Genomic DNA, 25,448 nt, shown 5'->3' with positions numbered 1-25,448 from the left:
TGGACATCGGACAGATAGCTATGAGCGAGGAACTGACGTGGCCAACCAAAATCGACCAACCCAGCTAAGCCACTTTTCTCAATATCTTCATTTTTAATTCATACATATTTGGGCTTGGATACCTCAAATATGTATGCAAACGTTCTGTATTGTAAAATGTCATGCTAAGCTCGAAAGCACGATTGAACACCTTGGTGTCGAGATTGAAGATGTACTAAGGATTTCAGATAGTTGTGACGGATGATTCAATGCCAACGGCTTAAGTTGTAAATATTCATGGCAGACGTTTGTGTCCCCAACGCTATATCTTTCACACAAATATGAGAAGTGTATTTATGACTATTCAGCAAATTAAAGTTGGCAGTGTTCCTGATATTATTGAGCTAACACCAAACTCCAATGAGCAAAGTGATTCTTATCCTTTTATCCTATCAACGAATACTTCATGGGGAGAACAGGGTTCTAAAATATCAATAGAGAAATTACGCCAAAATATTGAGCCTTGGTTAACAGCACTTTTTCAATCCGAACATTTAAATCTATTGATCGGTGCGGGTTTAAGTACGTCTATTCAAATGTCGGCTACAGGCGTGCCACCCGTTGGAATGGGGTGGATCAGTGATCTAGCGGTCTGTCAAAGCGAAATAAATGAATTCGCTACAAAAGCTGCCAAATCGGCTGGTCGCGCACAAGGAAATATAGAAGATCAAATTAGAGCTATTAATGAACTTATCAAAGGTCTTGAAATTTTAACAGTGTTGGATAGCCCGCAACCTGAAAACCCCCCGGCTCCATATGCAGCCTATAGAGACCTAAAAGCTGATTTAGCTGCAATTAAGGGGGAATTGTCTCGATGTCTAGGTGAGTTTTCAAAATCTGTCAGTACAGGAGAACACTTAATTAAAAGTGCTGAAAAAAAACGAAAAGAGGAAACTTTCAATTATCTTGTGAGTTTCTTAATGAGCTTTGCAAGTAGAACCGCTACACGCGACAGATTGCATATTTTTACAACGAACTATGACCGAATTATCGAGGTTGGTGCTGAACTTGCTGGTTTAAGACTCATAGACCGTTTTGTTGGAAGTATTGCTCCCGTTTTTAGATCCTCAAGATTAGAAGTTGATTATCACTATAACCCTCCGGGAATACGTGGTGAACCAAGATATTTGGAAGGAGTGGCACGTTTTACCAAACTTCACGGTTCTCTAGATTGGCACGAACAAGATGGTGCGATTAGGCGCTTTGGCCTACCTTTTGGAGCTCGCTCTGTTGAACCGTTTCTAGAAGCAGAGGGGCACGAAAGCGATAGTTATGAACAACTTATGATTTACCCTAATTCAGTCAAAGATAGAGAAACCGCTGAGTACCCCTATGTAGAGTTATTTAGAGACTTAGCAGCAGCGACTAGCCGTCCAAACAGTACATTAGTCACGTATGGCTATAGCTTTGGTGATGAGCATATAAACAGAGTAATTGAAGATATGCTTACCGTTCCATCTACCCATCTAGTCATCATTGCTTTCGGAGATCCGCTAGAAAGAATTATGAACTTCATTGGTAAAAGTGGAAGAAAAGCTCAAATCACTTTACTAATGGGTGACCATTTGGGGGATCTAAAAACTTTGGTTGATAACTATCTACCTAAACCAGCCATAGATAAAGCATCAATAAAGATGGCCGAATTACTAAAACAGCGAGGCTTTATCCAGTCAGAACACTCAGGTAATGCAACTACCACCGAGGTAACATCATGAGTTACTTGCCTATAGAAAGACTGGAACAGTTACGAATCGGAACCGTTGGTTTTGTATCGCCTAGTGAAATTAGAGTTTCCTTAGAAATTGATTCCCCAGACTCAGTCTCTCTTCAAGGAGGCTCACCTCGCAACTTTCCTCGAATCAACAGTTATGTGCTTATAAACAGTGATGATGGATTTCTAGTTGGTCAAGTTGAGTGGATCGCAGTAGAACACTCGCCATACCCCAAAAGAAGAGGCTTGCAAGATTTTGGCTTGATAGACTTACCTTTTCCTCTAAAAAAGCTCAGTATCAACCCCGTTGGTACATTGAGAAGCGATAGAAAAAACGATGGTTTCAAATTCACCAGAGGAACAGATGCATTTCCTTCAGTTGGTGATTCAGTGCTTTTACCTACTGACCAACAATTAAACTCAATAATCGAATCAGGTGAAAACAGAAGGGTTAAAATAGGAGATAGTCCTCTAGCTAACAATGCAGAAATAAAAATCGACCCCGATAAGCTTTTTGGGCGACATATAGCTGTTTTAGGCAACACAGGTAGTGGTAAATCTTGCTCTGTGGCGGGACTAATTCAATGGTCACTGGACGCAGTTTTACAACAGGGCCAAACTCCGAACGCTCGATTTATAATACTTGATCCTAACGGGGAGTACAGCCGAGCATTTGGTCCAAAGTCAAAATATAAGGGGAATTTATTGCGCGTAGAGGCTAACTCTGATTATGGTGAGTTAGAACTTAAAGTACCATCATGGCTATGGAACAGTTCAGAATGGGGGGCGTTCACTCAGGCAAGTTCAAAAGTTCAACTCCCATTACTACGACGAGCTTTGAGGGCGATGAGAAATGATGTGTTGTCAGAAGATGATGTGACAATTCAAGCAAAACATTTTTGCGGAATACTTTTAGTTTCAATAAGGCAACTAGCAAGTCAAGGGCAGATATATGTGAATGGTGGTCATGCCAAAGGCTTAGTTGAAAGTTTAACGTCATGGGAAACTAGCCTCATAACATTAAACGAAAAAATCCACAACCAACCTTTCAATAGTGTAATAAGCACGATAAATACTTACCTATCTTCCAGAAGAGGAGCACAGTGGCCTGCTAAGCCTGAAGTCAGTGATACTGATAAGTTGATTTCTGAGTTAAAAGAAGCTCATGTTGCACTTGGTGGTGATGAACAAGAACTTCTCCCGAAAAGTGAAGATACGCCTATTCGCTTTGAAGGTGATGACTTCGTCGCCTATCTCGAAGCTTTAGCACAAGAAACGGGAACTGAGCAGTTCATGGAATTTCTTTTGACTCGAATTCGCACAATGCTAGGTGACACCCGAATTAGTGCAGTTACTAAAGATTCTGAGGAACCAATAAGTTTAACTGATTGGCTAGATACTTTTCTTGGGAAGGATACTCATGGTGCTATCACTGTTATCGACCTATCACTAGTTCCCAATGAAATTATCCATCTTGTAACAGCAGTAATCTCTAGAGTGACTTTTGAAGCTCTTCAACGATATCGGAAGATGAATGGAAAACCATTACCAACAGTAATGGTTGCAGAGGAAGCTCATACATTTATCAAACGATACAAAGAAGAAAGTGAGAGTCAATCAGTTTCTGATGTGTGCTGCAAAGTATTTGAAAAAATCGCTCGCGAAGGGCGTAAATTTGGTTTGGGACTAGTAGTATCATCCCAACGACCTTCTGAGTTATCTCCTACTGTTCTTTCTCAATGTAATACTTTTTTACTGCACAGAATTAGCAATGATAGAGACCAAGAACAAGTTCATAGGCTTGTTCCCGATAACATGAGGGGGCTATTAAGAGAGCTACCATCGCTACCATCTCGACATGCAATTTTACTCGGATGGGCTTCAGAACTACCGGTGTTAGTTCGAATGAAAGAACTTAGTGAAGAGCAAAGGCCTCAGTCTGATGATCCTGACTTTTGGGACGTATGGTCTAACTCCACAGGTGAGCCTCGTGAAGTAAACTGGCAGCCAATCGTTGAAGAATGGCAAAACAGAGATTAATTTACCAGCCAAATTAGCGCCAAATAGATGCTTAACAATACGAATAAGATTAACTTTCTATGGCGCATTTGTTCCAAAGCGATGAGTGGCGTGAACTATTAGTGGTGTGCGAATCAATAGGCTATTACGCTAATTTCGATAAACGGGTACTTTCCAAAGTGACTTAGGGTTCCTTTCTGACAATTTATTAAATGCATAGATATTAACGACGCTATACGAGAGAAATTTGGGGGAATTACGATTGATTGAAAATTCGACTTAATTCGACAAAGCTGATGATGGTTCAAAAGCGAGTCAGATCCGAACGTCCACTTTGGCAGTTGCCGACTATCAGATTAATTTTAGTAATGTTAATCTGATTTTCGCTAAAAGAACCTTGTCCAACAAGTTTGTCTCAGCTAGTTTCAATTAACAGCTATTTGACACATGGCAGTTAGAGTTACCTTGAATAGTTTTAATCTTAAAATCACGCACTTTTTCCCATTCGTCAACAGGGTCCATTCTTGACCAAGCTTCAAATAGCTGAGTTTGTTGCCTACTGAGTCTTAGGCCGTATTGATCTCGCATGTAGAAATAAATTCTAGCAATATCACCCTGACGGTTAGCTGGTGGTTCTGCTCGACGGTCTTTGAAATCAACTTCGAAATCACATTGACCATAGGATCTTGGTTCATTCGGAATCATGCCAAATCGAAAATTTGACCTATCCCCATTGAGCTCTCCTACAGATGGTACGAGGTTATGGAGATCCGAAACCATTTTAGAAAACTCAGGATCATTCTTTTCGCAGTTCCGACGACCACCATTTTGCCAGCATTGGCGTTGATGGCCAATTTCCCAAGCTGAGACTACATGTTCCCACTCTAAGCGTTCACCTCGTTTCGGTTGCTTTCTTGGTTCATATCCGCAAGATGCAGCATCAATCGCACCATCATTGCTATAGCTACATCCACAGTAAAACGTACTCTGGTTGTCTTGGTAAATTTCTCGGGCAAATCGTTTTGCCTGACTGAACGATGTGGGGTGTTCTGCAATTGCAGGTATAGCGAATAACGCTATAAAGAAAGGGTATACGGATTTAATGGTTGATGGGGCACCTTCACCCCACCAACCTGATACCACCCTCAGATGGTTGATAGATCGACCCCGTAGTTGAGTTCCTCTGCGAAGTCCGGCAGTCCGTAACCGATGGTTTTCTTGTAGAACGGAGAGACCTTCGCAGTCGGAGCCTTCTTCTTGTGCTTCGTAGTGTAGAGCATTCGTGCCCGCATCACCTCGAAGGAGTAACCTCGCCCTTCACGGTTCTTGTCCTTGGCCAGTCGGTTGATGGACTCCGTGTAAGCATTGGTGACGGGCATGTCCGTCTCGAAGTAGGTCATGATCTCTTCGCGCCAGTTACCCACAGCCCTGACCAGATCGCTCCAGACTTCCTTCTGGCCCTTCGGAATGGTGGCTATCCAGTCGTCCAGGGCGGTTTCTGCCTGGGGTCGTGTGGTGGCGTCCCAGATGCCGTAAAAGCGTTCCTTGTGCTCGTAGGCGGCCAGCAGTTGCGGGAATGCGCCTGTCCAGGTCTCCATGATGAAGCGTTCCCGGTCTGAGACTTCGTGAGCGCGTTTCAGCAGGATTTTCCGGTCTCCCTTGAGGGTTCGGCTCTGGGAAGGTTTCAGCTCCTTCCTGAGGCCCTTGCGTACCTTCTCCAGCGCATCGTTGGCCATACGCACCACATGGAACTTATCGACGACGATACGGGCCTGTGGCAGCACCGCCTTGACAGCTGCCCGGTAGGGGTTCCACATGTCCATGCTGACGATCTCGACCTTCTGCCGGTCTTTCAGCTTCATCAGGTAGTTGGTCACCACGTCCTGACGGCGGGTGGCCAGCAGGTCAAGCAGGGGTCGCTCCTCGATGTTGGTCAGGATGCAGCGGTAGCGCTTGTTCAGGTACAGCTCGTCGATGCCCAGAATGCGGGGCGTCTCGAAGCGGTGCCAACGCCCCAGGAACTCGGCACGGGCGTTGAAGATGTCGCGTACCGTCTTCTCGTCCAGGCCGGTCTGTGACGCCACGAAGGTGTAGGGGTGGTTGAAGGATTCCTTCTCCACGTATTCATGCAACCGCAGCGTCATGCGGAAGCCGTCCACCATCTCCGGTAGCTGGGGCCTGAAGGTGATCTTGCAGGCCCGGCAGTTGTACCGGCGGCGGACCACCCAGAGGGTGACCCGCTTACCGTGGATGGGCAGATCACGATAGGGAACATCACGCTTGCCGAACCGCACGAACTCACCCTGGACGCCGCATTCCTCGCAGGCGATGGGATCGGGCGCGTCCACCTGGAAGTGCATATCGTCGTCGGTGGATTTGCAGCCCAGGACCTGGTACTCAGGCAGGTGCAAGATGTTGTTAGGCATTTCCGTCATGGCAGTTTATAGATGCAGACCTCAGTCAGACCAATCTGTTTCGACATTGGTGTTTGTTCTTTCACGCAACAAGCTTGAGGAAACGAAAAGTAAGACACCGAGGACAATTGCAATATCTGCGACATTGAAAGCCGGCCAGTGCCAGGCTCGCCAATAGACATCAAAGGAATCCACAACATAGCCACGAAATATCCGATCAATCAGGTTACCCATCGCGCCACCAAGGATAAGACTGTAGGCGATGGCCTCTCCTTTGTGACGGTTCTCAAGGACCAGCTTGATCAGCAAAATTGAGACCACCACCGCGATTCCGATCAAAAAGTAGCGCTGCCAGCCTCCACCATTGGCAAAAAGACTGAATGCGGCACCGGTGTTCCATACGTGCACCCAGCTAAAGAATGGCGTCACCGAAACCGACTCGCCATATGCCATTGATTGCTGGACCAGCCATTTTACAATCTGGTCAGACGCGGCTATCAGGCCGGAGATGGACAACAGGGCATACGGCGAGAGGTATTTGCCAATCATGGATGTTGCCTAACCCTTGAGGGCCAGAATGCGTCTGGCTCCGTTAAGCACGACAACCCCCGCGATGGTACCGATAATCAGATCCGGATAATTGGATCCGGTCCACGCGACCAGGGCGCCGGCGGTGATGACGCCCAGGTTGATCACCACGTCATTGGCCGAGAATATCCAGCTTGCCTTCATGTGCGCCCCGCCCTCTCGATGTTTGGATATCAGCAGCAAACAAGTGGTATTGGCAATCAGTGCGACGAATGCGATAAGCATCATCACCATCGATTCCGGCTCGCTACCGAAGACGAAGCGTCTCACCACCTCTGCGAGCACGCCAACAGCCAAGATCAGTTGCAGTACACCAGCAAGATGCGCGGCACGTACCTGCATTTTCACGCTATGTCCAACCGCATAAAGGGCAAGCCCGTACACCGCCGCATCGGCAAAATTGTCCAGGGATTCTCCAATCAGGCCGGTGGACCGGGCGATCAGACCGGCAGTCATTTCCACCACGAACAGAAGTGCATTGATGCCGAGCAACCAGCGCAGGGTCCCGGATTCTTGCTTAGCAGAAGCTGCCGAAAACTCGGCGGCCTTGATGGTCTCCGGATTTGCAGCGACGGTTTCCTGAAGCGAGGCGCCTAGCCCCAAGGTCTTCAGTTTCGCAGTGAAAGGATCAGCCTCTCCATCATGCACGACCTTCAACCGGCGGTTCGACAGGTCGAAAGACAGCGCCCGAATCTCCTCAAAGCCGTTCAGGGCTAGGCGAATCATTCGTTCTTCTGATGGACAGTCCATCTTCGGCACGGCATAAACACTGACCCATCTCCCTGGCGCCTCGGAGGAGGCCTGTATATCGGTATCCGCTGCGGACGTTGCATCAGCGCCACAGGCGCCACCACAGGATTTGCTCATAATACGACTCCACTTGAACAATGTTGTGGTACCATTTTAAACTATAAAGCTACTATAAGGTCAATAGAGTAAAGAATCCGTTGGGGAGGAGGCTGATGCGCATTGGTCAGTTGGCGCAGTTGGTAGGGGTCGACACACAGACGATCCGCTTCTATGAACAGCAGGGCTTGTTGCCGCCGCCTGATCGGCAGGACAACGGTTACCGTGTCTATACCGAGAAGCATGGTGAGGGGCTGGCCTTCATCCGTCGCTGCAGAATCCTGGGCCTGTCACTGGCTGAGATTCACGAACTACAGAGCTATCAGGACGACCCTCATCAGCCTTGTACCGCCGTCAACGCCTTGCTCGATGATCACATCTCTCATGTGCGGTCGCAGATAACCGCTCTGCAAGCGCTTGAGAAACAACTCGTTTCACTGAGAGCGAGTTGCAACGATGACCGGGAAGTTGAGGCGTGTGGGGTTCTTGCTGGAATTAGCGAAGGAAACATGCACCAGCAGTAGGTGAAGCATCAACCAGATAATCCGATGAGATGCCGGTCTGTCTCACTCTCATGCAAAGGTAAGATCAACCATTTAATCCGCTTACCCTAAAGAAAGTAACGAAAAAATTAGTTCTATTCATGTAGCTTGGCCAAAAATGACAGTTAAATTCATTTTAATGATTTTGATAGAAAATACAGCAAGATGAAGAGCCCCTTCGAGAGGGGCTGGTTGATGGGAGCCTAGTTGGCTAGTTGGCGGGGTTATCTGTTTCCTCTTCAGTGATATCGTCATCGGTTGAAGGCACCGCTTGCTCAACTTCTGCTTCTTTACCCTTAGCTTGGGCTGATTTTCGTGCTCGAATTTCGATATCAATAATGCGTCGTGCAAGTTTGATAATGCGCTGTTGCCATGCGTAGTTGCCATCAACGCGTTGCTTGTTGCTAAGCACGCTAGACAACCAGAGAGTGTCCATTGAGATCATTAACGCATCGAGTTTGCGCACTAAGCCGACAAACTGGCCAACCTGAGGCGAGCTTATTTTGGCGTTGAAGGTAATCGGGTCGGTGTAGTCAGGTACTTCATCGATACCGTTGGACTCCATCAATTTGTCTAAACGAGCTTGTTCGTTGTCTACCGCCTTAGCGCAATCCTCGATCAACTGGCTAATGATCTGTTCCACTTCATCAATTTCGTTCTCATCGCCGATGATGCGCAGGATGACATCGATTCCGTAAAGCGCACTGACCGTCCGTCTAAAAACACGGTCAACGACACGTTGCGCCTGTAAGCTATTAATTGTGAATGATTGTTCAAAGATGGGTTTTGAGTAATTGGGTCTTGCTTGGGCCATAAGTTTGCTCCTGATATGACAATAATCAGTCCCTAGCCTAATCCTCTGTGCGGTAATGGCCTTTCAGCTAGGTGGAAGAATTGAGCATCTTTCTAACTATCCTGTCTGGATAAGACGGTTACACTGACTATCAAATATTGCTGATCTGTTTCAGTGATATCTGCGCCTGAGAGCATGAGCTCAAAGGAAGCCCGCCGCTGAGTTTTCTCAGTGGTACTAAGAGGTAGCTAGCCTCCTTAAACAAATAGCCTGCATGTTTTTACATGCGCAACCATGCGTTCCTTACGGTTCGCCTTTTCACCACCCAACTGGGGGAGTTTTCCCCAGTTGGGGTGACTCCTTCACAACCAAATTAAGGAGTCACCAATGGAATATATCTTCGGATTTATTATCCAAATCGCAGGCATTATGTTGCTTGCAAAACTGAGCTGGTCGCTTTTGCGATTACTTGCTCGTCAAACCGTGCGCCCGTTTCGATTTGTACTTACTCAAATCAAGCGATTGCTCACACCAACATCAAAACGTCGTCCAATGGCAGTGCCTAAAGCTCCTGGTATGCCCCGTTTGACATCTGCGTTTTACAAAGAGCCACATCAGTACGACATGGCTTTACTCGAAATACCAACCTATCTGCGTCGTCAGTCTTCTTTGCCCAGTCGGGTAGAAGCAACTGTGTGCACAGAGTTCAACTAAGACGAGGAGAACATCATGAAAAACCAAGTAACACTCATAGGCTACGTTGGCTCTGAGCCAGAGACGCGAGCCTATCCATCAGGTGATTTAGTGACCAGCATTTCACTGGCCACTTCTGAGAAATGGCGCGACCGTCAATCCAATGAGCTCAAAGAGCATACGGAATGGCATCGGGTCGTTTTTCGAGATCGTGGTGGATTTAAGTTAGGGCTAAGAGCAAAAGATTTGATCCAAAAAGGAGCGAAGCTTTTTGTTCAAGGGCCTCAGCGCACGCGCTCATGGGAGAAAGATGGCATTAAGCATCGATTGACCGAAGTGGACGCGGATGAGTTTCTGCTTCTTGATAGTGTGAACAAAGCATCTGAGCCATCACCGGCGGATGATGCGAGCTCCCAAGCTAATTGGGCACAAACTTATCCTGAACCAGATTTTTAACCGAGCGATAACGCTTTAACCCAGCCGGGAGTACTTTCCCGTCAGGGGCAGACTCCCACTTTGATTGTCGGAGTCCATAATGGAAAAACCAAAGCTAATCCAACGCTTTGCTGAGCGCTTTAGTGTCGATCCAAACAAGTTGTTCGATACCCTAAAAGCAACAGCATTCAAGCAACGTGACGGTAGTGCACCGACCAATGAGCAGATGATGGCGCTCTTGGTGGTTGCAGATCAGTACGGTTTGAACCCTTTCACCAAAGAGATTTTTGCGTTCCCTGATAAACAAGCTGGGATTATCCCAGTGGTAGGTGTCGATGGATGGTCTCGCATCATCAATCAACACGACCAGTTTGATGGCATGGAGTTCAAGACTTCAGAAAACAAAGTCTCACTGGATGGCGCGAAAGAATGCCCTGAATGGATGGAATGCATCATCTATCGGCGCGACCGTTCGCACCCAGTCAAAATCACTGAGTATCTGGATGAAGTCTATCGACCGCCTTTTGAAGGTAATGGCAAAAATGGCCCTTACCGTGTAGATGGTCCATGGCAGACGCACACTAAGCGAATGCTAAGACATAAATCCATGATCCAGTGTTCCCGCATTGCGTTTGGCTTTGTGGGAATTTTCGATCAAGACGAAGCGGAGCGAATTATCGAAGGCCAAGCAACACACGTTGTTGAGCCATCTGTGATTCCACCCGAGCAAGTTGATGATCGAACCCGAGGGCTTGTTTACAAGCTTATCGAGCGGGCGGAAGCTTCAAACGCTTGGAATAGTGCATTGGAATATGCCAATGAACATTTTCAAGGTGTTGAGCTGACGTTTGCGAAGCAAGAAATCTTTAATGCTCAGCAACAAGCAGCCAAAGCGCTCACACAGCCTTTAGCTTCTTAGCGCCACGCATTCATTTTACTAACCCTGGCGGGATTATTCTCCCGTCAGGGGGAAGGTCTCGTCTTTTTTTTGGAGATCTTCCATGACTAAATCAGCCTCACTTTTTCGCTTGGTATTGGTTGTTGCCCTTGTCTTAGGTTCGATTCAAGCCGGTAAAGCGGCAATTGATTCGGTTCAAGCAAGTGTTGTTCAGCACCAAACAGCGTTAGCACAAGCTGCAAAGTAACCACTTAACCCTGAAGGGGAGTTCTCTCCTTCAGGGGAGTCTCCCTTCAAAGGAGGCAATATGAAGGTTATCGACCTATCACAACGTACTCCTGCATGGCACCAGTGGCGCATTGCAGGGGTTACGGCATCTGAAGCCCCAATTATTATGGGGCGTTCACCCTACAAAACACCTTGGCGATTATGGGCAGAAAAAACCGGATTCGTATTACCGGAAGACCTGTCGAATAATCCAAATGTGCTTCGTGGTATAAGGTTGGAGCCTCAAGCAAGGCGAGCATTTGAGAATGCGCATAATGACTTTCTTCTGCCGTCATGTGCAGAAGCCGATCATAACGCAATCTTTCGAGCCAGCTTTGATGGCATCAACGATGCGGGCGAACCCGTTGAACTGAAATGTCCTTGCCAGTCAGTTTTTGAGGATGTGCAAGCTCACCGAGAACAAAGCGAGGCGTACCAGTTGTATTGGGTGCAAGTACAGCATCAAATACTGGTCGCCAATAGCACGCGAGGTTGGTTGGTTTTCTATTTTGAGGATCAACTGATTGAGTTTGAAATACAGCGAGACGCGGCGTTCTTAACTGAGTTGCAAGAAACAGCGCTTCAGTTTTGGGAGTTAGTACAGACCAAAAAAGAGCCGTCAAAATGCCCTGAGCAAGATTGTTTTGTTCCCAAGGGTGAAGCCCAATACCGTTGGACATCGCTGTCTCGACAGTATTGCTCAGCACATGCCGAAGTGGTCCGACTGGAAAATCACATTAAATCTTTGAAAGAGGAAATGCGAGACGCCCAGTCAAAATTGGTCGCCATGATGGGTAACTACGCTCATGCCGACTATGCTGGGGTCAAACTCAGCCGCTACATGATGGCGGGCACGGTGGACTATAAGCAATTGGCCACCGATAAGTTAGGCGAGCTGGATGAACAGGTTTTAGCCGCTTACCGAAAAGCGCCACAAGAGCGGTTGCGCATTAGCACCAATAAGCCAGAGCAGCCCGTTGAAACACCAATCAAAATCAGTCTTGAGCAAGATAACTTGGTTCTGCCAGGTGACTCGCCGAGCTCATTTTACTTTTAACGTTCACTTGGAGCCGATTTCGGCTCCTTTCTCATGCGCTTACATCGAGTGCATCAGAAAGCAGTTTCACTCGTAGCCAATGCTGGGTACGAATGATAGAGCGAGCTGAACTCTTACATACACAGCCATACCACAATCAACACACCACCCGACGGGGACTTCATTCCCTGTTGGGGCATGGGGCCTCGTTAAAACTAATGAGGTTTACCATGACAGAACAATCCCCATTTTTGGTTCAAGTGAATCAAGCGTTTAATGTCCCGGCTCCTGATGCTTTCGTTCTGGAAGGATTTAGTGCCGACACTACCCATCCAAACATTCCCGTTCGCAAGGACGAGTATGTTTTTAGAAAAGAAGACTTACGTGACGTATTGGCGTTCTTGTCTCACCCAGACGGTGACGGTTTGTATATTACAGGCCCCACTGGATGCGGTAAGACCTCGCTAATTTGCCAAGTTGCTTCTCGATTGAATTGGCCTGTTCAGCAAATTACTGCGCACGGTCGATTGGAGTTGTCCGATCTTATCGGTCACCACACACTGGTTAATGGCAACATGACCTTTGTGTATGGGCCGCTGGCACTGGCTGTCAAGCATGGCCATTTGCTGATCATTAATGAAATGGATCTTGCTGAGCCTGCTGAACTGGCTGGGCTCAATGACATTTTGGAAGGTGCCCCGTTGGTCATCGCACAAAATGGCGGTGAGATCATCATGCCACATACCAAGTTTCGTTTTATCGCTACCGGCAACAGTGCGGGCAGCGGTGACCAAACGGGCTTGTATCAAGGTGTGCTCCAACAGAATTTGGCTTTTCTTGATCGCTTTAGAATCATCGAAGCGACCTATGCAGAGCCTTCTGTAGAGGAAGCCATTCTGGAGAACGTTGCGCCGGGCTTGCCAGAAGTCTTTCGCCAAAAAATGGTGAAAGTGGCTGGTGACATTCGTCGTCTCTTTATTGGGGGCGCGGATGGTGGTGCTGAGCTTAGTATCACTATGTCCACTCGGACCTTGGTGCGCTGGGCAAAGTTAACACTTGCTTTTAAAGGCGCTCCTAACGCAGTGGAGTATGCACTGGTTCGGTCTTTGACGGCTCGTGCTGAGTTGGAGCAACGAGAAGCCATTCACCGTATTGCCGCTGATGTCTTCGGTGACCATTGGGAGGATTGATGATGGATAAGTGCTTTGCTCTTTACCGTTACCGTCATTCTGATGGGACAGCCAAAGAATGGGCCATTTACGTTGGATCGGATACCCAGGAGATTGAAGTTCGGTTTGGAAAAGCCGGTCAATTGTCGCAGCAGCGATTGATTGATTCGACTGATCCTAACGCTGAAGCAGACCGACGAATCAATGAGAAAATCAACAAGGGTTATCGATTGGTTGGACAAGTCGGCATTGATCATCAAGGGCGGCCATTTGAACTCTCAAATGCGCTAGATAGTGTCGCGTGCGTCAATAACGTCAGTTGGGAGTTTCGTACTCGCAAGGACGTCAATGGCCAAATATCGCTGGCGAAAAAAGCGTTGTTCGATATGGCAAAGCTGCTTGAAGCCTATGGCTTGGCTGTTATTGATGATAACCAGGTCAGGATTGGAGAATGGTCATTAGGGTTTTGCAAAAGCGGATTACCTAGTACCAATCAAATCAGCATGGTGTCAGGTGAAGGCGCTGGCATTGTTAACACTGATGATGGCCCGTGGCCATTGTTGCTGTTACTGGCTTTTAAGCGTCAATTACCACCACTGTGTTCACTCACAGTAGCGAGTCCTGAAGGGATAGAAGTATCCGACCAACTGAAGTTGGAAAAAGATGTATTGCGGTTGCTAGGCAGTGATTTAGAGCGGGTTCGCCCGATAGCTGAAGCACTGGACTTAATGCCTGTGAAAATCGATCTCAACCGATCGTCGCCTGATTCGCAAAATTACTATTTCTGATAGTGGTATTGCCATTAGCGCGTCAACTACTACCACCCAAACGGGGGCCATTGCTCCTGCTGGGAGTGGTGCGTCCCCATCTCGCATGAGGATGCACTATGAGTATTCAAACCCTCGACAAACTTTTGATTTGTCACATCGACTGTTCCATCTGGAGCGGTAGAAAAAAACTAAGGCCTGAAGATTTCAGATTAGCCAATGGCAGCCAACTTCCACCGAAGGATGTTGCCAGCTTAGGGAGTAAAAAAATTTGCGACCCAGAGGCATTGGCGAACTTTGAAAGGCTTAAGAAAGAAGCGCATCGCTTGTGTGAGCAAGTCGGTGTGCGGTTTTTAGGTGGCTATGCCGTCCCTGAAGACCGAATTGATCAGATTGTTCCAGAGCTTGACCGGATCGGTCAGGAGTTTGCGCAGTGCAAGCAGTTGTTCTTGGACAACTATGATCAGGTGACGTTTGACTGGGTTGCAAAACACCCGGAATTTGCAGATGCAATCCGGCGTGCATTATCACCCATCGAAGACGTGGAACAACGGCTTCAGTTCGATTATGCCATCTATCGAATGCAACCAGCTGAACAAGCTGGTGGCTTAGATGACAAGGTCAATGGTATGGGACACACCCTCTTTAGGGAAGTGGCTCGTGATGCCAATGAACTGTTTGAGCGTTCTGTTGCAGGTAAGAATCAAATCAGTCAGCGAGCCCTTAACCCTCTCAAACGGTTAAGAGACAAGTTGGATGGTTTGTCATTCCTGGATCATCGAGTTCAGCCGATGGTCGAAGCGATGGACAATTTATTTGTTCGTCTGCCGAAGACCGGCCCTGTGACAGACAATCTCTATCACGAACTGATGGCGACCATTTTAATTTTGTCTGATCCAGACAAGATGAGAATGCACGGTGAAGGTCAATTGGATATCAGACAACTGATGCCCAAACCTGAACCTAAACCCGCACAGCCAGTATCTGCTCAGGCAGATAACTTACGTGCAATACCACAACCAACCGTCAGACCAAACCTTGGTTCGACTGTACCAAACTCATTTTATTTCTAACGTCCTTGAGGGCATGTTGCCCTTAAGGGCGCATGTCCTCTGAACTATGTAAGAGGAAATTATGCAATCAACCATCCATAACCCCAGCCAACTGAACCAGTTTGAAGCACATTTTCGTGGTGTGACTGATGCGGTTGAAAGTGAATCGATACCAGAAGTGGCGTGTTGTCGAACGTTAGTACAACGGTCGTACTCAACACATAGTGTCGTGATCCCCAAGAACCCTGTTTTGATCGCAGATGCGGACGCACAAGGAGCTTGGGTAACGGCCATGGTATTTGTTCCAAACATGGCATTGCAGCAAACCGCTTTTGAGCGGGCCTGGCTGCAATATCAACACGAGGTGTCTACTCAGTTACAAGACCAGTACGGTCTGACATTGGATGACATCCTGAGTTTAGACCAGCTTAAAACGTCATTTGAGCAGCACGAGAGTCCAGCTCAATTGGTGGCTTGGTTAGGTCAAAAATACGATCTGGATAAGCTAAAAGCACAGGTTTAAACACTCACATTCCCAGCGGGGAAACGCTCCCGCTGAGGGAGTATTCCCCCTAATGATTAGGAGACTCCCATGAATCATCCATTAAAAAACGCACTGCCAATCGTTGCCGCCGCTTATGGCGAAAAGTTTGGTGTGAAGGTGCTTATTCAAGGACAAGATGCGTTTACCGATGGTGAGCGGATTGTGATCCCAACAGCAAACCCAGACGACCCACACTATCAACAGATAGCTTGGGGTTATCTGGCTCATGAAGCGGCGCATATTCGGCATACCAATTTTGACATGGTGCAGAAGGCGTCGTCCAAGCCGATCCGTAAGGCACTTCTCAATATCATTGAGGACGTTCGCATTGAAAACGAATTGGCAAAGGATTACCCCGGAACCCGGCGCAGTATTTCGCAAGTGATTGAGTACATGGTGGACACACAGCAAATGAGTGTACCTGAACAGCTTGAGCCTGCATCTAACTTGCAAGCATGGTTGTTGTTCCGCTTGAGATGCCATTTTCTGGGTCAGAAAGCGCTGACACCTCTGTATCAAGCGGTTGATGAAAGAGTGAGACAACTCTTTCCTGCCGCAGCGATGAGCCGGTTAAGCGCCATGCTTACAGCAGTGCCTAGCCTGGCATCTACAGGTGAAGTGCTGAAACTTGTCGATGCCATCGTTGCCATGTTGGAAGAAGAATCTCGTCCACCACAGGATGAGTCGGATGCTGATAGCGGTAATGACATTGGACAAGATGCGAGTAATGACAGCAATAACAGTAGTGACAGTCAAATCCCTGAAACAGACTCGTCTGCAACGGCGGATGTTGCTGAAACGGGGGATTCAGATAACTCTGATCAAGCTGACAATTTGCGACAAGCCTTAGAGGCCAGTGCCGCTCAGTTTGAACCCGATACCTTTGCCCAAGTGGCAGAAGTGTTGTCGGAACAAGCTGAAGGACATCAGGGCGTCACACCTCTCAGTTTGCCCCAAGCAGAGCAAGCTATGTTGGGTGATGAGGCCATCTTGACCTTATCGGCGTCGGAGTCTGCTCAAATTCGAGCCCGACTTAGGGGCATGGTTCAGTCCAGTCAGGACAATCGGAATCATGCCAAAAGGCACGGTCTTCGAGTGGCAACCCATCGTCTTGCCGCTTCACAAGCCGGTGAGTCGAGATTGTTTATTCAAAGGCAACCTCGCATTGCCCCCAATGCCGCTGTGCACTTGCTTGTCGATATATCGGGTTCAATGGGTAAACCCATTGGCGAAGGTAATCGAAAGTACTTTCATGTTGCCAATGAAGCTGCTTTGGCTTTGGCCATGGCACTGGAAGGCATACCGGGTGTTGTACCTGCGGTCAGTTATTTTCCTGGTATTCATCAGGAAGTTTCTATCGCGTTATTGCCCAAGCAATCGGTTCGACATCGGGCCGCCTGTTTTGACCAAAAACCACGAGGTTGTACGCCTATGGCACAAGCGATGTGGTTTGCGGCAAACAGTTTGTTAGCGCAAAAACAGAAGCGAAAGCTAATGATAGTGCTAACGGATGGTGACCCAGATGATTGGGCTGCCACGCATGACATTGTTGACCGGTGCAGACGCAGTGGCTTTGAGCTGCTGGGGATAGGGATTCAAACACGCAGTGTTGAGAAATTCTTTCCTCAAAGCATTATGATTAATGACGTCAAAGATCTAAAGCGTGAGTTATTCGAAGTAACACAACAACTGTTAATTCAGTAACCACATCAATTTTACCACCCTGCGGGGACGATTCCGTCCCCTTCAGGGCATGGGTTCGTCTCCGCTTTTTTTTGGAGACTCCTATGAAAAACAAAAAGTTCTTAGCTGGCGAAGAAGCCGGTACTTACATCGTTCCTGAGCAAGTGACTGAAGCGGATATCTTAGATATGGCGCTCAAGCTTGCCCGTGGTCGATTGAGTAAAGGTCGAAAAATTGAACAGCCATCGTCGGCGTTCTCATACCTGCAAACACTGATGCACGAGTATGAGCACGAAGTCTTTGGCGTACTGTTTCTTGATACAAAGCATCGCGTTATTCGATTTGAAGAGCTGTTCAAAGGCACTTTAGATGCAGCGAGCGTTTATCCAAGGGAAGTAACAAAACGAGCGCTAGAACTTAATGCGGCAGCAGTGATACTGGTTCATAACCATCCATCGGGTGATCCTGAGCCAAGTGAAGCTGATAAACGCATCACTCATCGACTCCGTGACGCCTTGTCACTTGTTGATATTCGAACGCTTGACCATGTCGTGGTCGCATCCGAGGGCTGCGTTTCGCTTGCCGAACGCGGTTATCTGTAATGAATGGGCGTATTGCCCATTCTCCTACATCACAAAAGCAGTCCCATCAGCACACATCATCACAGCTCGAATTTCTATTTGAGTTTGATGATGCCCCAGTCACTTGGTCTGACACGGAAATCTGGCAGTTACGCGAAGGCATTCTTTTGGATGCGATCCGTGTATTGCTGGACGGTCGTGTCAGTACTCGGTTGCGCAAGGATGTGTTGTCGTGGATTCAAAATGACGAAATAGCGCCATTTTGCTTTCGTGTTTGCGCAATGGCTGCCGTTGTCGATCCTGATGTGCTTCGTGAGTCCATCATGTGGCTATTAAGACGACATGGTATCCAGCTTGACTAACGCTCCTGTATTAACCGAACGGCTAATGCTGGACCTAAGCTGACTTTTACCACCTGGGGTAGGAGTCGGCATTTTATTTAAGGAGGTTATATGGCGTTACCTTTACAAATTGACACAGTAAGGCCATATCTCAATGGCCAATGGCTTCAAGTCTTGGCGGCATTGGTGCCAGAACTTGATGCCGCTATTGCTCGAAAAGGGCGTCATGTGGCTTGTCCTGTTCATGGCGGTCGTGATGGCTTTAGGCTGTTCAAAGATGCTGAATATACCGGTGGCGGCGTTTGTAATACCTGCGGTATCTTTCATGATGGTTTTGAACTGTTGTCTTGGATCAATGGATGGAACTTTGCTCAGTCTATTGAAGCAATCGGCCAGGTTCTTGGTATTCAACCCGGACAAGTACCAACTCGGGCAATACCGAGTAACGCTGTTGACTGGAAGACTAAAAAGCAGGTAGAGGACAAAGCGATTATCCAACGTTTGAATCAAACGTGGGGAGAAACGTTATCTCTTGCAGATACTCGTGCGCAACCTGTTTGGAACTACTTGCATCGTCGTGGCATTGTGACGCGGCTTCGTCCTGAATGGGATTCGGTGCTGAGGTTTCATCCAAACTTGCCTTACCATGATGAAGATGGCCTGTTTATCGATAGCTACCCAGCGCTGCTAGGTAAAATCGTTACTCAGCAAGGGCGTTCGGCCACGTTTCATCGGATCTACCTAAGTGAAGATGGATTCAAAGCGCCGGTTGAAAAGCCAAAAAAGATGATGCCCATACCAAGTGACAGAACAATCACTGGTGGTGCCATTCCGATAGGTGAGCCTGGTGAGGTACTAGGTGTTTCTGAAGGTATAGAAACGGCCCTAGCGGTAACCAGAGCAACGGGGCAAACATGTTGGTCGGTTGTGAATGCAACACTACTGGCTAGGTTTGAACCACCAAGTAATGTGAAAATGCTGTACATCTGGGCAGATCACGATCTCTCTGAGACCGGCCTGAATGCAGCGAATGAACTCAAGAAAAAAGCCTGGCAAAAAGGCATTCTGACACAAGTGTTGATCCCTCCGATACCAACGTCACTTGGCGTGAAAAGTTGGGATTGGAATGATGTGTTGAATGTTTACGGTGCCATGGGCTTTCCTAAAGTTCATATCTGATCCAAGGGGCTTCGGCCCCTTTTTTTTGCGCCTTGCATAATTGAAAAAACATGGAGAATGAAAAATAGATAACTAATAGGAGAAACAAACATGATGGTTTTAACCCTGTTAACAAAGCAGATTGATGGTGAGTTTACGGTTTACTGGAAGACCGGCCTTCGAAGAGGTGGTGAGCTAAAGGTCGATTTAGGTGAGCAATACGACAAGCTACCTGAGCAGCAAAAGCCAATTGCAGCTGAGCTTTATGCTATTCATCACCTACTGTCAGTGAAAGAGGTGATGGGGAGTAACCGAAGCGGTAATGGGCTTCAAATCCGGGTCAGTAAAGGAGCTATCAAAAAGTTACAGAAACAACGCTCAACTCAGCATTCACTTTACAGCCTGACTAGGTTTTTGCTTACTCGATACCAGGAAGCACAGATCTCGGTAGAGAAGCGGGACGATTGGCTCTCACATTCCTTCGAAGAATACAGCGTCGATAATGCTACAGTGAGAGAAATCGATGAGGTCATCAACGTTCCGAACATTGGACCTGTCGTGGTGACTCGTCATGCACTGGAACGGTTTGTGGAACGGCTTTCAGACGGTGCTCCTAAGCATCCTTGGAAGGCTTTGTGCACAAAGCTGCTATGCTCTGGGCTAACTAAAGCCCAGTTACCAGAAAGCGTCGCTATCCAAAAAACAAAAAAATATGCACAAGAGGCCGAGTTCTGGCAGCATGTTGGTAGCAAAATGAACTTTGTTATGGTTCCGGGTGACTCAATTAAAACGTTGGTTACGGTTTTTGCAGTAAATTGAGTTAATGTAGTATTCAAAATTTCTGAATATTACTTACGTGCCGATAGCAGAACTTCAGTAACTAATCATACTAACTAGTTGAATCTAAATTGCTTGACGTTATTACTTAGAAAGGCTCTTCTTCTTCAAGAGCATATGTTCCTTCTGCTTATCGGGCATAAAGAGTACACGATTGTCCTTTAATGACTCGGGATACTTGTTTAAACCTGTCGAAATGATAACTTGAAAGTCAGCTCCATAATTTTTCAATTCTTCCAACTGACGAATACAGTTAATCAGATACTCTAATTCGATTCCGGCAGTTTCAGGTGTGTCAATAAGTAAAAAGCGCGGGAATGTCACTGATTCATCAGACAAAGCTAAATGCATGAGAGTGATAAAGTACATCATTCGAATTGAAACAAGTGAACTTGTTTCTCGATAGAGACCATCATTAATTGAAGGCAAATAGTTATCAAGCGCAATCTTTGCCGATCTGCAATCAGGCAAAGTATTTTTCATCAGCTCATCATACTTTTTACTAAACGCATTTACCTTCGAAGTTACATCCTGTTGAGCTTTAATCTCAAGCCCTTTCCTCTTTAACTCAGCGTCTTTTGCTTTAGAGCTAACCAGATCAAAATCTTTTTGGATACGTTCCAGCTTTGATTCAATCTCCAACAATCGATTCAAATTCGCAACATCTTCTCTAAGCTGCAATATTTTATCGTCAATATCATTTAGGCTTTCAATGTCAACAATTTCATCGACCCGCCCAAGCATTTCTTGTAGCTTTTCACGGAAAGTCACCGACTTTTTCTCTATCAACTCAATTTCTTTTTTAATCTCTTGAACTTCAGAGTCACAATCATCATATGCGGTTTTAATTGTTGACAGTGCCTTAAGTTTCGTTTTCAGAATATCTTTATACTCTTTTGATGTGTAGAAAAACCTCTCATATTGTTCTTCTTCTATCGAAGCGCCACAAACACAATGCCCTTCCACACGATCCACGTGACTTAAGCAGTATGGACAAGTATCAGATGTAAAAAGGTTTAGATGATCGTGTGAAAAAATAACTTTTTCAATGCGTCTAATTTCTGAAGCAGATTCATTTCTAACTACGTTTAATTTGTACCGTTCATCAAGAGCTGAAACCAGATTTTCTTTTAATCGGCTTAATCTAAGTTCACAATCAATTAATTCTGATTTGCACGACTCAATATCTTGATTAATTGTATTTGATCCAGTTCGATTTCGCTTGAATGCCTGTCTGGCATCATGCAACTTGTCAATTTGCTGCTCTTTATCAGAGATTTCTTTCTGTAAAAAACTGACATTTTTAGCCCCGCCATTTTTTCGCATTTTGTCGGCTAAAAGCGTGTACTCATTCACAACCGCTTTAGCCAAGCTTTTCTCTCTCGACAGCTTCTTTTCCTCGACAATAGAGTCGTAGTAATCAGAATAGGCTTTACCAACTAAGAGTTCAAAAATAGCTTTTCGAACCAACTCAGAATCAGAAACATACGTTGAATTAGTATCTGGCTTTTTATAAATACCCTCTGGGTTCGGCTGTTGATCGTGATAAATCAGCCGCATCAAGTCTGATATATTAATTTTAAATGTATTATATCCATGAAAAAGCTCGACCACAGATATTTCCAATTTCTCGAGAATCCAGTCAGAAAAAACGTATGAATCTTTGCTTCTGTTTACGGGATATATTTCAGTCTTATCTTCCGAAAGAGAAAATCTTACCTTCTCTTTAATTAAAGTATTTTTATCTTCTGAATATATCTTCTCAACCACCCGCTCATAGGGGATTACTGTTACTTCATTATCTCCAAAGTAGCGCCTTAGTAAATAACTGCCATCATTGATTGAGATATAAAGATCAACATAGTTATCACTATCAGAAGTTATTTCATCGTGGCGCTTATCATTATTTCTTCGAAATATTGGAACCTCTCCACCCAATGCAAAATAAATCAAATTACAGAAGGTGCTTTTCCCTGTTCCATTATCGCCCTCAATTAGGATGATATTTTCGTCGAACTCTTTAGACTCGAAAAAATACTTGCTTCCTTCATAAATAAGCTTATTAACTCGCATCAGACCCATGTTCGAACTCCATTTTCAACATAAATTTTACCTAACATGGTATCCAGAGTTAGCGATGCCAACCGTCCCACTTTCTTTGATATATTTATTATATTCTTAGATTCCGACTCGAAAACATTGCTGTTCAAAAAGTCATTGGGAAGGTTATCCTTAGTCAAAGTAACATCAATTTCTTGTGCTTTACCTCGATTCAAAGTCACATAGCCTCTCTTCTCAAGAACAAACAACAACTTAAGAATTTCACTTCTTCTAGTTAATCCATTCGAATAGCTGTCAAGTAAACACTCATAATCTTTCGGGTTCAGTTTTTCTCCTGAAGAATGAGAAACCACATAGACTGTTTTATCATTACTGATAATGTCAGTTAAAAAAGCCAACTTCCTGTAGTCTCTAAAAAATTTCCCATCACGACAACCTAAAGAATCCAAAATAACAAGAACGGAATAGCAATAAAGATAGAAATCTTCACCGCTTAAGTACATTAGCCTTTTCTTTGTACTTACATCACTCATCACTACACTCATCAAAAGCTAAAAAACACCCATCAAATAAATTCCAAATAATTCCTTCTATTGTTTTATCATTAGAAATCGTATATTTGTAATCGGTCTTTAACTTAGAAATATCTTCTACTGCTTTTGATAAGAGCGTTTGAAGAACAGCATCCAAGTCGTTGCCGCTTTCAGGGGCTACATATCCATCATCTGAAAAATATTCTTCACAAGCTTCAAAAACACGATACTTCAAAGACAAAAAAGACTTGTCTGCTTCACGCTCTTCATACTTAGAGCCACTTGCTTTTCTAGCTAACAGTCTAATTCGACGATCTGAAATATCCTCAATTACTGAAAGTACTTTTTCCTTCAGATTTCGCTTGTCGGTCACATCCTTTTCAAGCTCGGCGATATAGCGCCAAGTAGGGTCTATACTCTCGTCTGGAATTTGAGACTCTGCTTCTTTAAAAATCAGTTTTACATCTGAACTATGAACCAACTTATCGACTAAGTTTTTACTATTTTGCTTTTCACTCAGCTTATCCATTAACAAACAAAATATTATTTTTTCTTTGCCTATATGCGCATTGTTGTGAAGTGGTGAATTTTCAATATCCGTTAAAACTGTCTGCTTGAGTGCATCCTCATCTTCCTGACCGAAATGCCATAAAATTTTCCTCAAAAACTCTTTAAACATATCAGCATTTAGACCCCGAAGCGTTTCTAAGTTTCCTGACTTAGGCTTTTCTTTATATTGGGAAGCGTACTCTTCAACAAGAATTTCTTTTACTAAATTAATTGTATCGTCTGAAACATCATCAAACGATTGAAGAATTTCTAAAATTGGTTTTTCTGGTAGAGCTATTTCTTTACCGCTATTGAGCTTGGATTTTCTTTCCTTACCGACATCCCTCGTCGTGTAAAAGCCCAAATATACGCTGTTGCTGGTGCGAAATTGATCTACATAGATGTCATAAAAACTGACCAACGTATTTATAACCGGAGGACTAAAAATTGTGAAATTGCCATTCAAGTCATAATTCTTGTCTTCTTCGAAGTAATTACTGACTTCTCCATCTACAATAGTCTGATGGGAAACATCTTCGAGATTTTCCACCGCAGTAAAAAATACAGTACTTCTATCCTGCTGAATCGTTTGCAGCATGAGCTTAATCGCCCTTATGAGCTGTAATCTAAAGCCTTTGCCAGAGTCTCCAGCTTCCCTATTGATAGTCTCTACTGCCATAAAAAAGTGTCATCTTGATTTAATCTGGCCAATGTACACGATCACTCTTTAAAAGTTAACCCACAGCTATATTTCCTCTGCAAAGTTTGATAGTTCGATGTCCGCTCCTAGCTCAAAACGGAAAACCATATTTTTGGCTCATTAAAGTTAGCTGTTACTGGTCAAGACAGCTAGTCAGAAACACACACGATTCATTCATCTATCTGGCTAATCGCCCTGACGGGGATCTTTAGCATGTTAGCTCTATGAAATTTTCTGGAGCTGACAATGAGAACCCCCTTGTTCCCTTGGTTCATCCTATGGGTGACCATCCCAATCATTATTTTCTTGCTATTCATCTTGCCCGCCCATGCCAGTGATGGACCATTCTATCAGCGTGGTCAGGAAGGCTGGTTTTGGTATCAGGTTATTCCTGAACCTGAGCAGCCTGATGAGCTGATAGAGCCGGAAACTGGTGTCGTGGAGTCCAGTCAGAGCGAACTAAAGCCCTTCAGTGCCGCATGGTTCCGAGAGCATATGCAATCGTTCATGGACAAGGCAATTGATGAGCCGACGAATGAGAACGTCAGAGCCTATCTGTATCTCCAGCGCGTCATGATGGATAAGGGCTCACAGTTTGCTGATGTTAGTCAGCAGGTGGTCATGGGCGATCCTGTTTTGGATGAAATCAGTCGCAGACCCTTGGCGACCTATGCTGCCAATCGGATGGATCGAGAAGCTGGCGCTCAACGTGATGTAGCTTTAGGTGAAGTAGCGAAGCGGGCTGGTTTGTTCTTTTTCTATCGTTCGGATTGCCCTTATTGCCATGCTCAAGCGCCTATCATCGAATCTATGGCCTTGAACTATGGGTTCGAGGTGTTTGCTATTGCTGTCGATGGCTTGCCTTTACCCGGTGGAGAGTTTCCCAATTACAAAGTCGATTCAGGACAAGCCCAATCCTTGTCCGTTACGACTGTCCCTGCCGTGTTCTTAGTTGACCCGCCTAACGTTATTACTCCGATTGGACAAGGCGCAATGAGCCTTGATGAGCTCAATAATCGAATCATTCTCGCAGCCCATCAAGCCGGTTGGATTGACGATCAAACTTACTATGCCACCAGACCTGTTCAACCCGGCGTGTCACTCGCGATGTCAGCCCAAGAGCTTAACGAAAAGATATTACAGGACCCTGAGTTCCTTGTTCGCTATCTGCGTGCACAAGGAGGGTTATAAC

At 45.7% G+C, this 25,448-nt stretch carries 26 protein-coding genes; 18 read left to right on the top strand and 8 right to left on the bottom strand.

Annotated features, from left to right (window positions below; all coding sequences use genetic code 11):
- Positions 1-335 precede the first annotated feature (335 nt).
- Together M1F14_RS21045 and M1F14_RS21040 are read left to right on the top strand one after the other, a co-directional pair.
- Positions 336-1,754 carry an SIR2 family protein gene (locus M1F14_RS21045; RefSeq protein WP_004249371.1) on the top strand — a complete coding sequence of 473 codons (1,419 nt, stop codon included), beginning with the start codon at positions 336-338 and terminating at the stop codon, positions 1,752-1,754.
- Complete coding sequence (locus M1F14_RS21040; protein ID WP_004249372.1) at positions 1,751-3,790, top strand: ATP-binding protein; 2,040 nt, start codon at positions 1,751-1,753, stop codon at positions 3,788-3,790. Before M1F14_RS21045 ends, M1F14_RS21040 begins: the two co-directional genes overlap by 4 nt.
- A gap of 408 nt (positions 3,791-4,198) precedes the next feature.
- On the opposite strand, the gene M1F14_RS21035 is transcribed toward M1F14_RS21040, so the two are convergent.
- Genes M1F14_RS21035 through M1F14_RS21020 form a run of 4 tightly spaced genes read right to left on the bottom strand, consistent with a single transcriptional unit; the run spans position 4,199 to position 7,638 of the window.
- Positions 4,199-4,873: an endonuclease gene (locus M1F14_RS21035; protein WP_048608563.1), complete on the bottom strand. Its 675-nt coding sequence runs from the start codon at positions 4,871-4,873 to the stop codon at positions 4,199-4,201.
- Positions 4,874-4,914: 41 nt separating this feature from the next.
- On the bottom strand, positions 4,915-6,204 hold the full coding sequence (locus M1F14_RS21030) for an ISL3 family transposase (RefSeq protein WP_048608532.1): 1,290 nt from the start codon (positions 6,202-6,204) through the stop codon (positions 4,915-4,917).
- A 21-nt stretch (positions 6,205-6,225) separates the two neighbouring features.
- Complete coding sequence (lspA, locus tag M1F14_RS21025; protein ID WP_007146113.1) at positions 6,226-6,732, bottom strand: signal peptidase II; 507 nt, start codon at positions 6,730-6,732, stop codon at positions 6,226-6,228.
- Positions 6,733-6,741: 9 nt separating this feature from the next.
- Positions 6,742-7,638 carry a cation transporter gene (locus M1F14_RS21020; protein WP_048608527.1) on the bottom strand — a complete coding sequence of 299 codons (897 nt, stop codon included), beginning with the start codon at positions 7,636-7,638 and terminating at the stop codon, positions 6,742-6,744.
- 95 nt (positions 7,639-7,733) lie between these two features.
- Here M1F14_RS21020 and cadR point away from each other — a divergent pair, with 95 nt between their 5' ends.
- Positions 7,734-8,141 carry a Cd(II)/Pb(II)-responsive transcriptional regulator gene (gene cadR / locus M1F14_RS21015; RefSeq protein ID WP_048608525.1) on the top strand — a complete coding sequence of 136 codons (408 nt, stop codon included), beginning with the start codon at positions 7,734-7,736 and terminating at the stop codon, positions 8,139-8,141.
- A gap of 229 nt (positions 8,142-8,370) precedes the next feature.
- Here cadR and M1F14_RS21010 read toward each other — a convergent pair whose 3' ends face one another.
- Complete coding sequence (locus M1F14_RS21010; RefSeq protein WP_048608523.1) at positions 8,371-8,973, bottom strand: hypothetical protein; 603 nt, start codon at positions 8,971-8,973, stop codon at positions 8,371-8,373.
- 366 nt (positions 8,974-9,339) lie between these two features.
- Between M1F14_RS21010 and M1F14_RS21005 the strand changes: the two genes are divergently transcribed.
- The 14 genes from M1F14_RS21005 to M1F14_RS20940 all read left to right on the top strand — a co-directional run bounded on the left by M1F14_RS21005 (position 9,340) and on the right by M1F14_RS20940 (position 20,395).
- Positions 9,340-9,666, top strand: coding sequence for a hypothetical protein (locus M1F14_RS21005; protein ID WP_048608521.1), 327 nt, complete (start codon positions 9,340-9,342; stop codon positions 9,664-9,666).
- Positions 9,667-9,681: 15 nt separating this feature from the next.
- Positions 9,682-10,101 carry a single-stranded DNA-binding protein gene (locus M1F14_RS21000; protein WP_012368368.1) on the top strand — a complete coding sequence of 140 codons (420 nt, stop codon included), beginning with the start codon at positions 9,682-9,684 and terminating at the stop codon, positions 10,099-10,101.
- Between the two features lie 79 nt (positions 10,102-10,180).
- A complete protein-coding gene (bet, locus tag M1F14_RS20995; protein WP_000414662.1) occupies positions 10,181-10,999 on the top strand; it encodes a phage recombination protein Bet in 819 nt (272 codons plus the stop codon).
- 82 nt (positions 11,000-11,081) lie between these two features.
- A complete protein-coding gene (locus M1F14_RS20990; RefSeq protein ID WP_015066581.1) occupies positions 11,082-11,225 on the top strand; it encodes a hypothetical protein in 144 nt (47 codons plus the stop codon).
- Positions 11,226-11,285: 60 nt separating this feature from the next.
- Positions 11,286-12,302 carry a YqaJ viral recombinase family protein gene (locus tag M1F14_RS20985; protein ID WP_024015926.1) on the top strand — a complete coding sequence of 339 codons (1,017 nt, stop codon included), beginning with the start codon at positions 11,286-11,288 and terminating at the stop codon, positions 12,300-12,302.
- Between the two features lie 209 nt (positions 12,303-12,511).
- Positions 12,512-13,471 carry an AAA family ATPase gene (locus M1F14_RS20980; RefSeq protein ID WP_024015927.1) on the top strand — a complete coding sequence of 320 codons (960 nt, stop codon included), beginning with the start codon at positions 12,512-12,514 and terminating at the stop codon, positions 13,469-13,471.
- Positions 13,471-14,238 (top strand): hypothetical protein, encoded by a 768-nt coding sequence (locus M1F14_RS20975; protein WP_024015928.1) that lies wholly within the window; start codon positions 13,471-13,473, stop codon positions 14,236-14,238. The genes M1F14_RS20980 and M1F14_RS20975 overlap by 1 nt, the downstream gene beginning before the upstream one ends.
- Before the next feature lie 98 nt (positions 14,239-14,336).
- Positions 14,337-15,290: a DUF3150 domain-containing protein gene (locus tag M1F14_RS20970; protein ID WP_181469074.1), complete on the top strand. Its 954-nt coding sequence runs from the start codon at positions 14,337-14,339 to the stop codon at positions 15,288-15,290.
- A gap of 61 nt (positions 15,291-15,351) precedes the next feature.
- Positions 15,352-15,792 carry a hypothetical protein gene (locus M1F14_RS20965; protein WP_024015929.1) on the top strand — a complete coding sequence of 147 codons (441 nt, stop codon included), beginning with the start codon at positions 15,352-15,354 and terminating at the stop codon, positions 15,790-15,792.
- A gap of 69 nt (positions 15,793-15,861) precedes the next feature.
- Positions 15,862-17,517, top strand: coding sequence for a VWA domain-containing protein (locus tag M1F14_RS20960; protein ID WP_001016322.1), 1,656 nt, complete (start codon positions 15,862-15,864; stop codon positions 17,515-17,517).
- Positions 17,518-17,600: 83 nt separating this feature from the next.
- Complete coding sequence (gene radC, locus M1F14_RS20955) at positions 17,601-18,098, top strand: DNA repair protein RadC (protein WP_000791199.1); 498 nt, start codon at positions 17,601-17,603, stop codon at positions 18,096-18,098.
- Positions 18,098-18,439, top strand: coding sequence for a hypothetical protein (locus M1F14_RS20950; RefSeq protein WP_001014428.1), 342 nt, complete (start codon positions 18,098-18,100; stop codon positions 18,437-18,439). Before radC ends, M1F14_RS20950 begins: the two co-directional genes overlap by 1 nt.
- Positions 18,440-18,529: 90 nt before the next feature.
- Positions 18,530-19,597, top strand: coding sequence for a primase-helicase zinc-binding domain-containing protein (locus tag M1F14_RS20945; RefSeq protein WP_024015930.1), 1,068 nt, complete (start codon positions 18,530-18,532; stop codon positions 19,595-19,597).
- Positions 19,598-19,687: 90 nt separating this feature from the next.
- On the top strand, positions 19,688-20,395 hold the full coding sequence (locus M1F14_RS20940) for a hypothetical protein (protein WP_024015931.1): 708 nt from the start codon (positions 19,688-19,690) through the stop codon (positions 20,393-20,395).
- Positions 20,396-20,497: 102 nt separating this feature from the next.
- On the opposite strand, the gene M1F14_RS20935 is transcribed toward M1F14_RS20940, so the two are convergent.
- From M1F14_RS20935 to M1F14_RS20925, 3 genes are read right to left on the bottom strand one after another with little or no spacing between them, the layout of a single operon-like run.
- Positions 20,498-22,495, bottom strand: coding sequence for a hypothetical protein (locus M1F14_RS20935; protein WP_024015932.1), 1,998 nt, complete (start codon positions 22,493-22,495; stop codon positions 20,498-20,500).
- Positions 22,486-23,007: a hypothetical protein gene (locus M1F14_RS20930; protein WP_024015933.1), complete on the bottom strand. Its 522-nt coding sequence runs from the start codon at positions 23,005-23,007 to the stop codon at positions 22,486-22,488. The genes M1F14_RS20935 and M1F14_RS20930 overlap by 10 nt, the downstream gene beginning before the upstream one ends.
- The gene (locus M1F14_RS20925; RefSeq protein ID WP_043960473.1) at positions 23,000-24,235 is read right to left on the bottom strand and encodes a hypothetical protein; all 1,236 of its coding nucleotides are present in this window, start codon (positions 24,233-24,235) and stop codon (positions 23,000-23,002) included. The genes M1F14_RS20930 and M1F14_RS20925 overlap by 8 nt, the downstream gene beginning before the upstream one ends.
- Before the next feature lie 267 nt (positions 24,236-24,502).
- On the opposite strand from M1F14_RS20925, the gene M1F14_RS20920 reads away from it, so the two are divergent.
- The gene (locus M1F14_RS20920) at positions 24,503-25,447 is read left to right on the top strand and encodes a thioredoxin family protein (RefSeq protein ID WP_024015935.1); all 945 of its coding nucleotides are present in this window, start codon (positions 24,503-24,505) and stop codon (positions 25,445-25,447) included.
- Position 25,448 lies beyond the last annotated feature (1 nt).

The organism is Providencia sp. PROV003 (assembly GCF_045040775.1).
Classification (GTDB): domain Bacteria; phylum Pseudomonadota; class Gammaproteobacteria; order Enterobacterales; family Enterobacteriaceae; genus Providencia; species Providencia huashanensis.
Note: the sequence above shows the minus strand (reverse complement) of the source record. Positions and strands in the feature narration are given on the sequence as shown.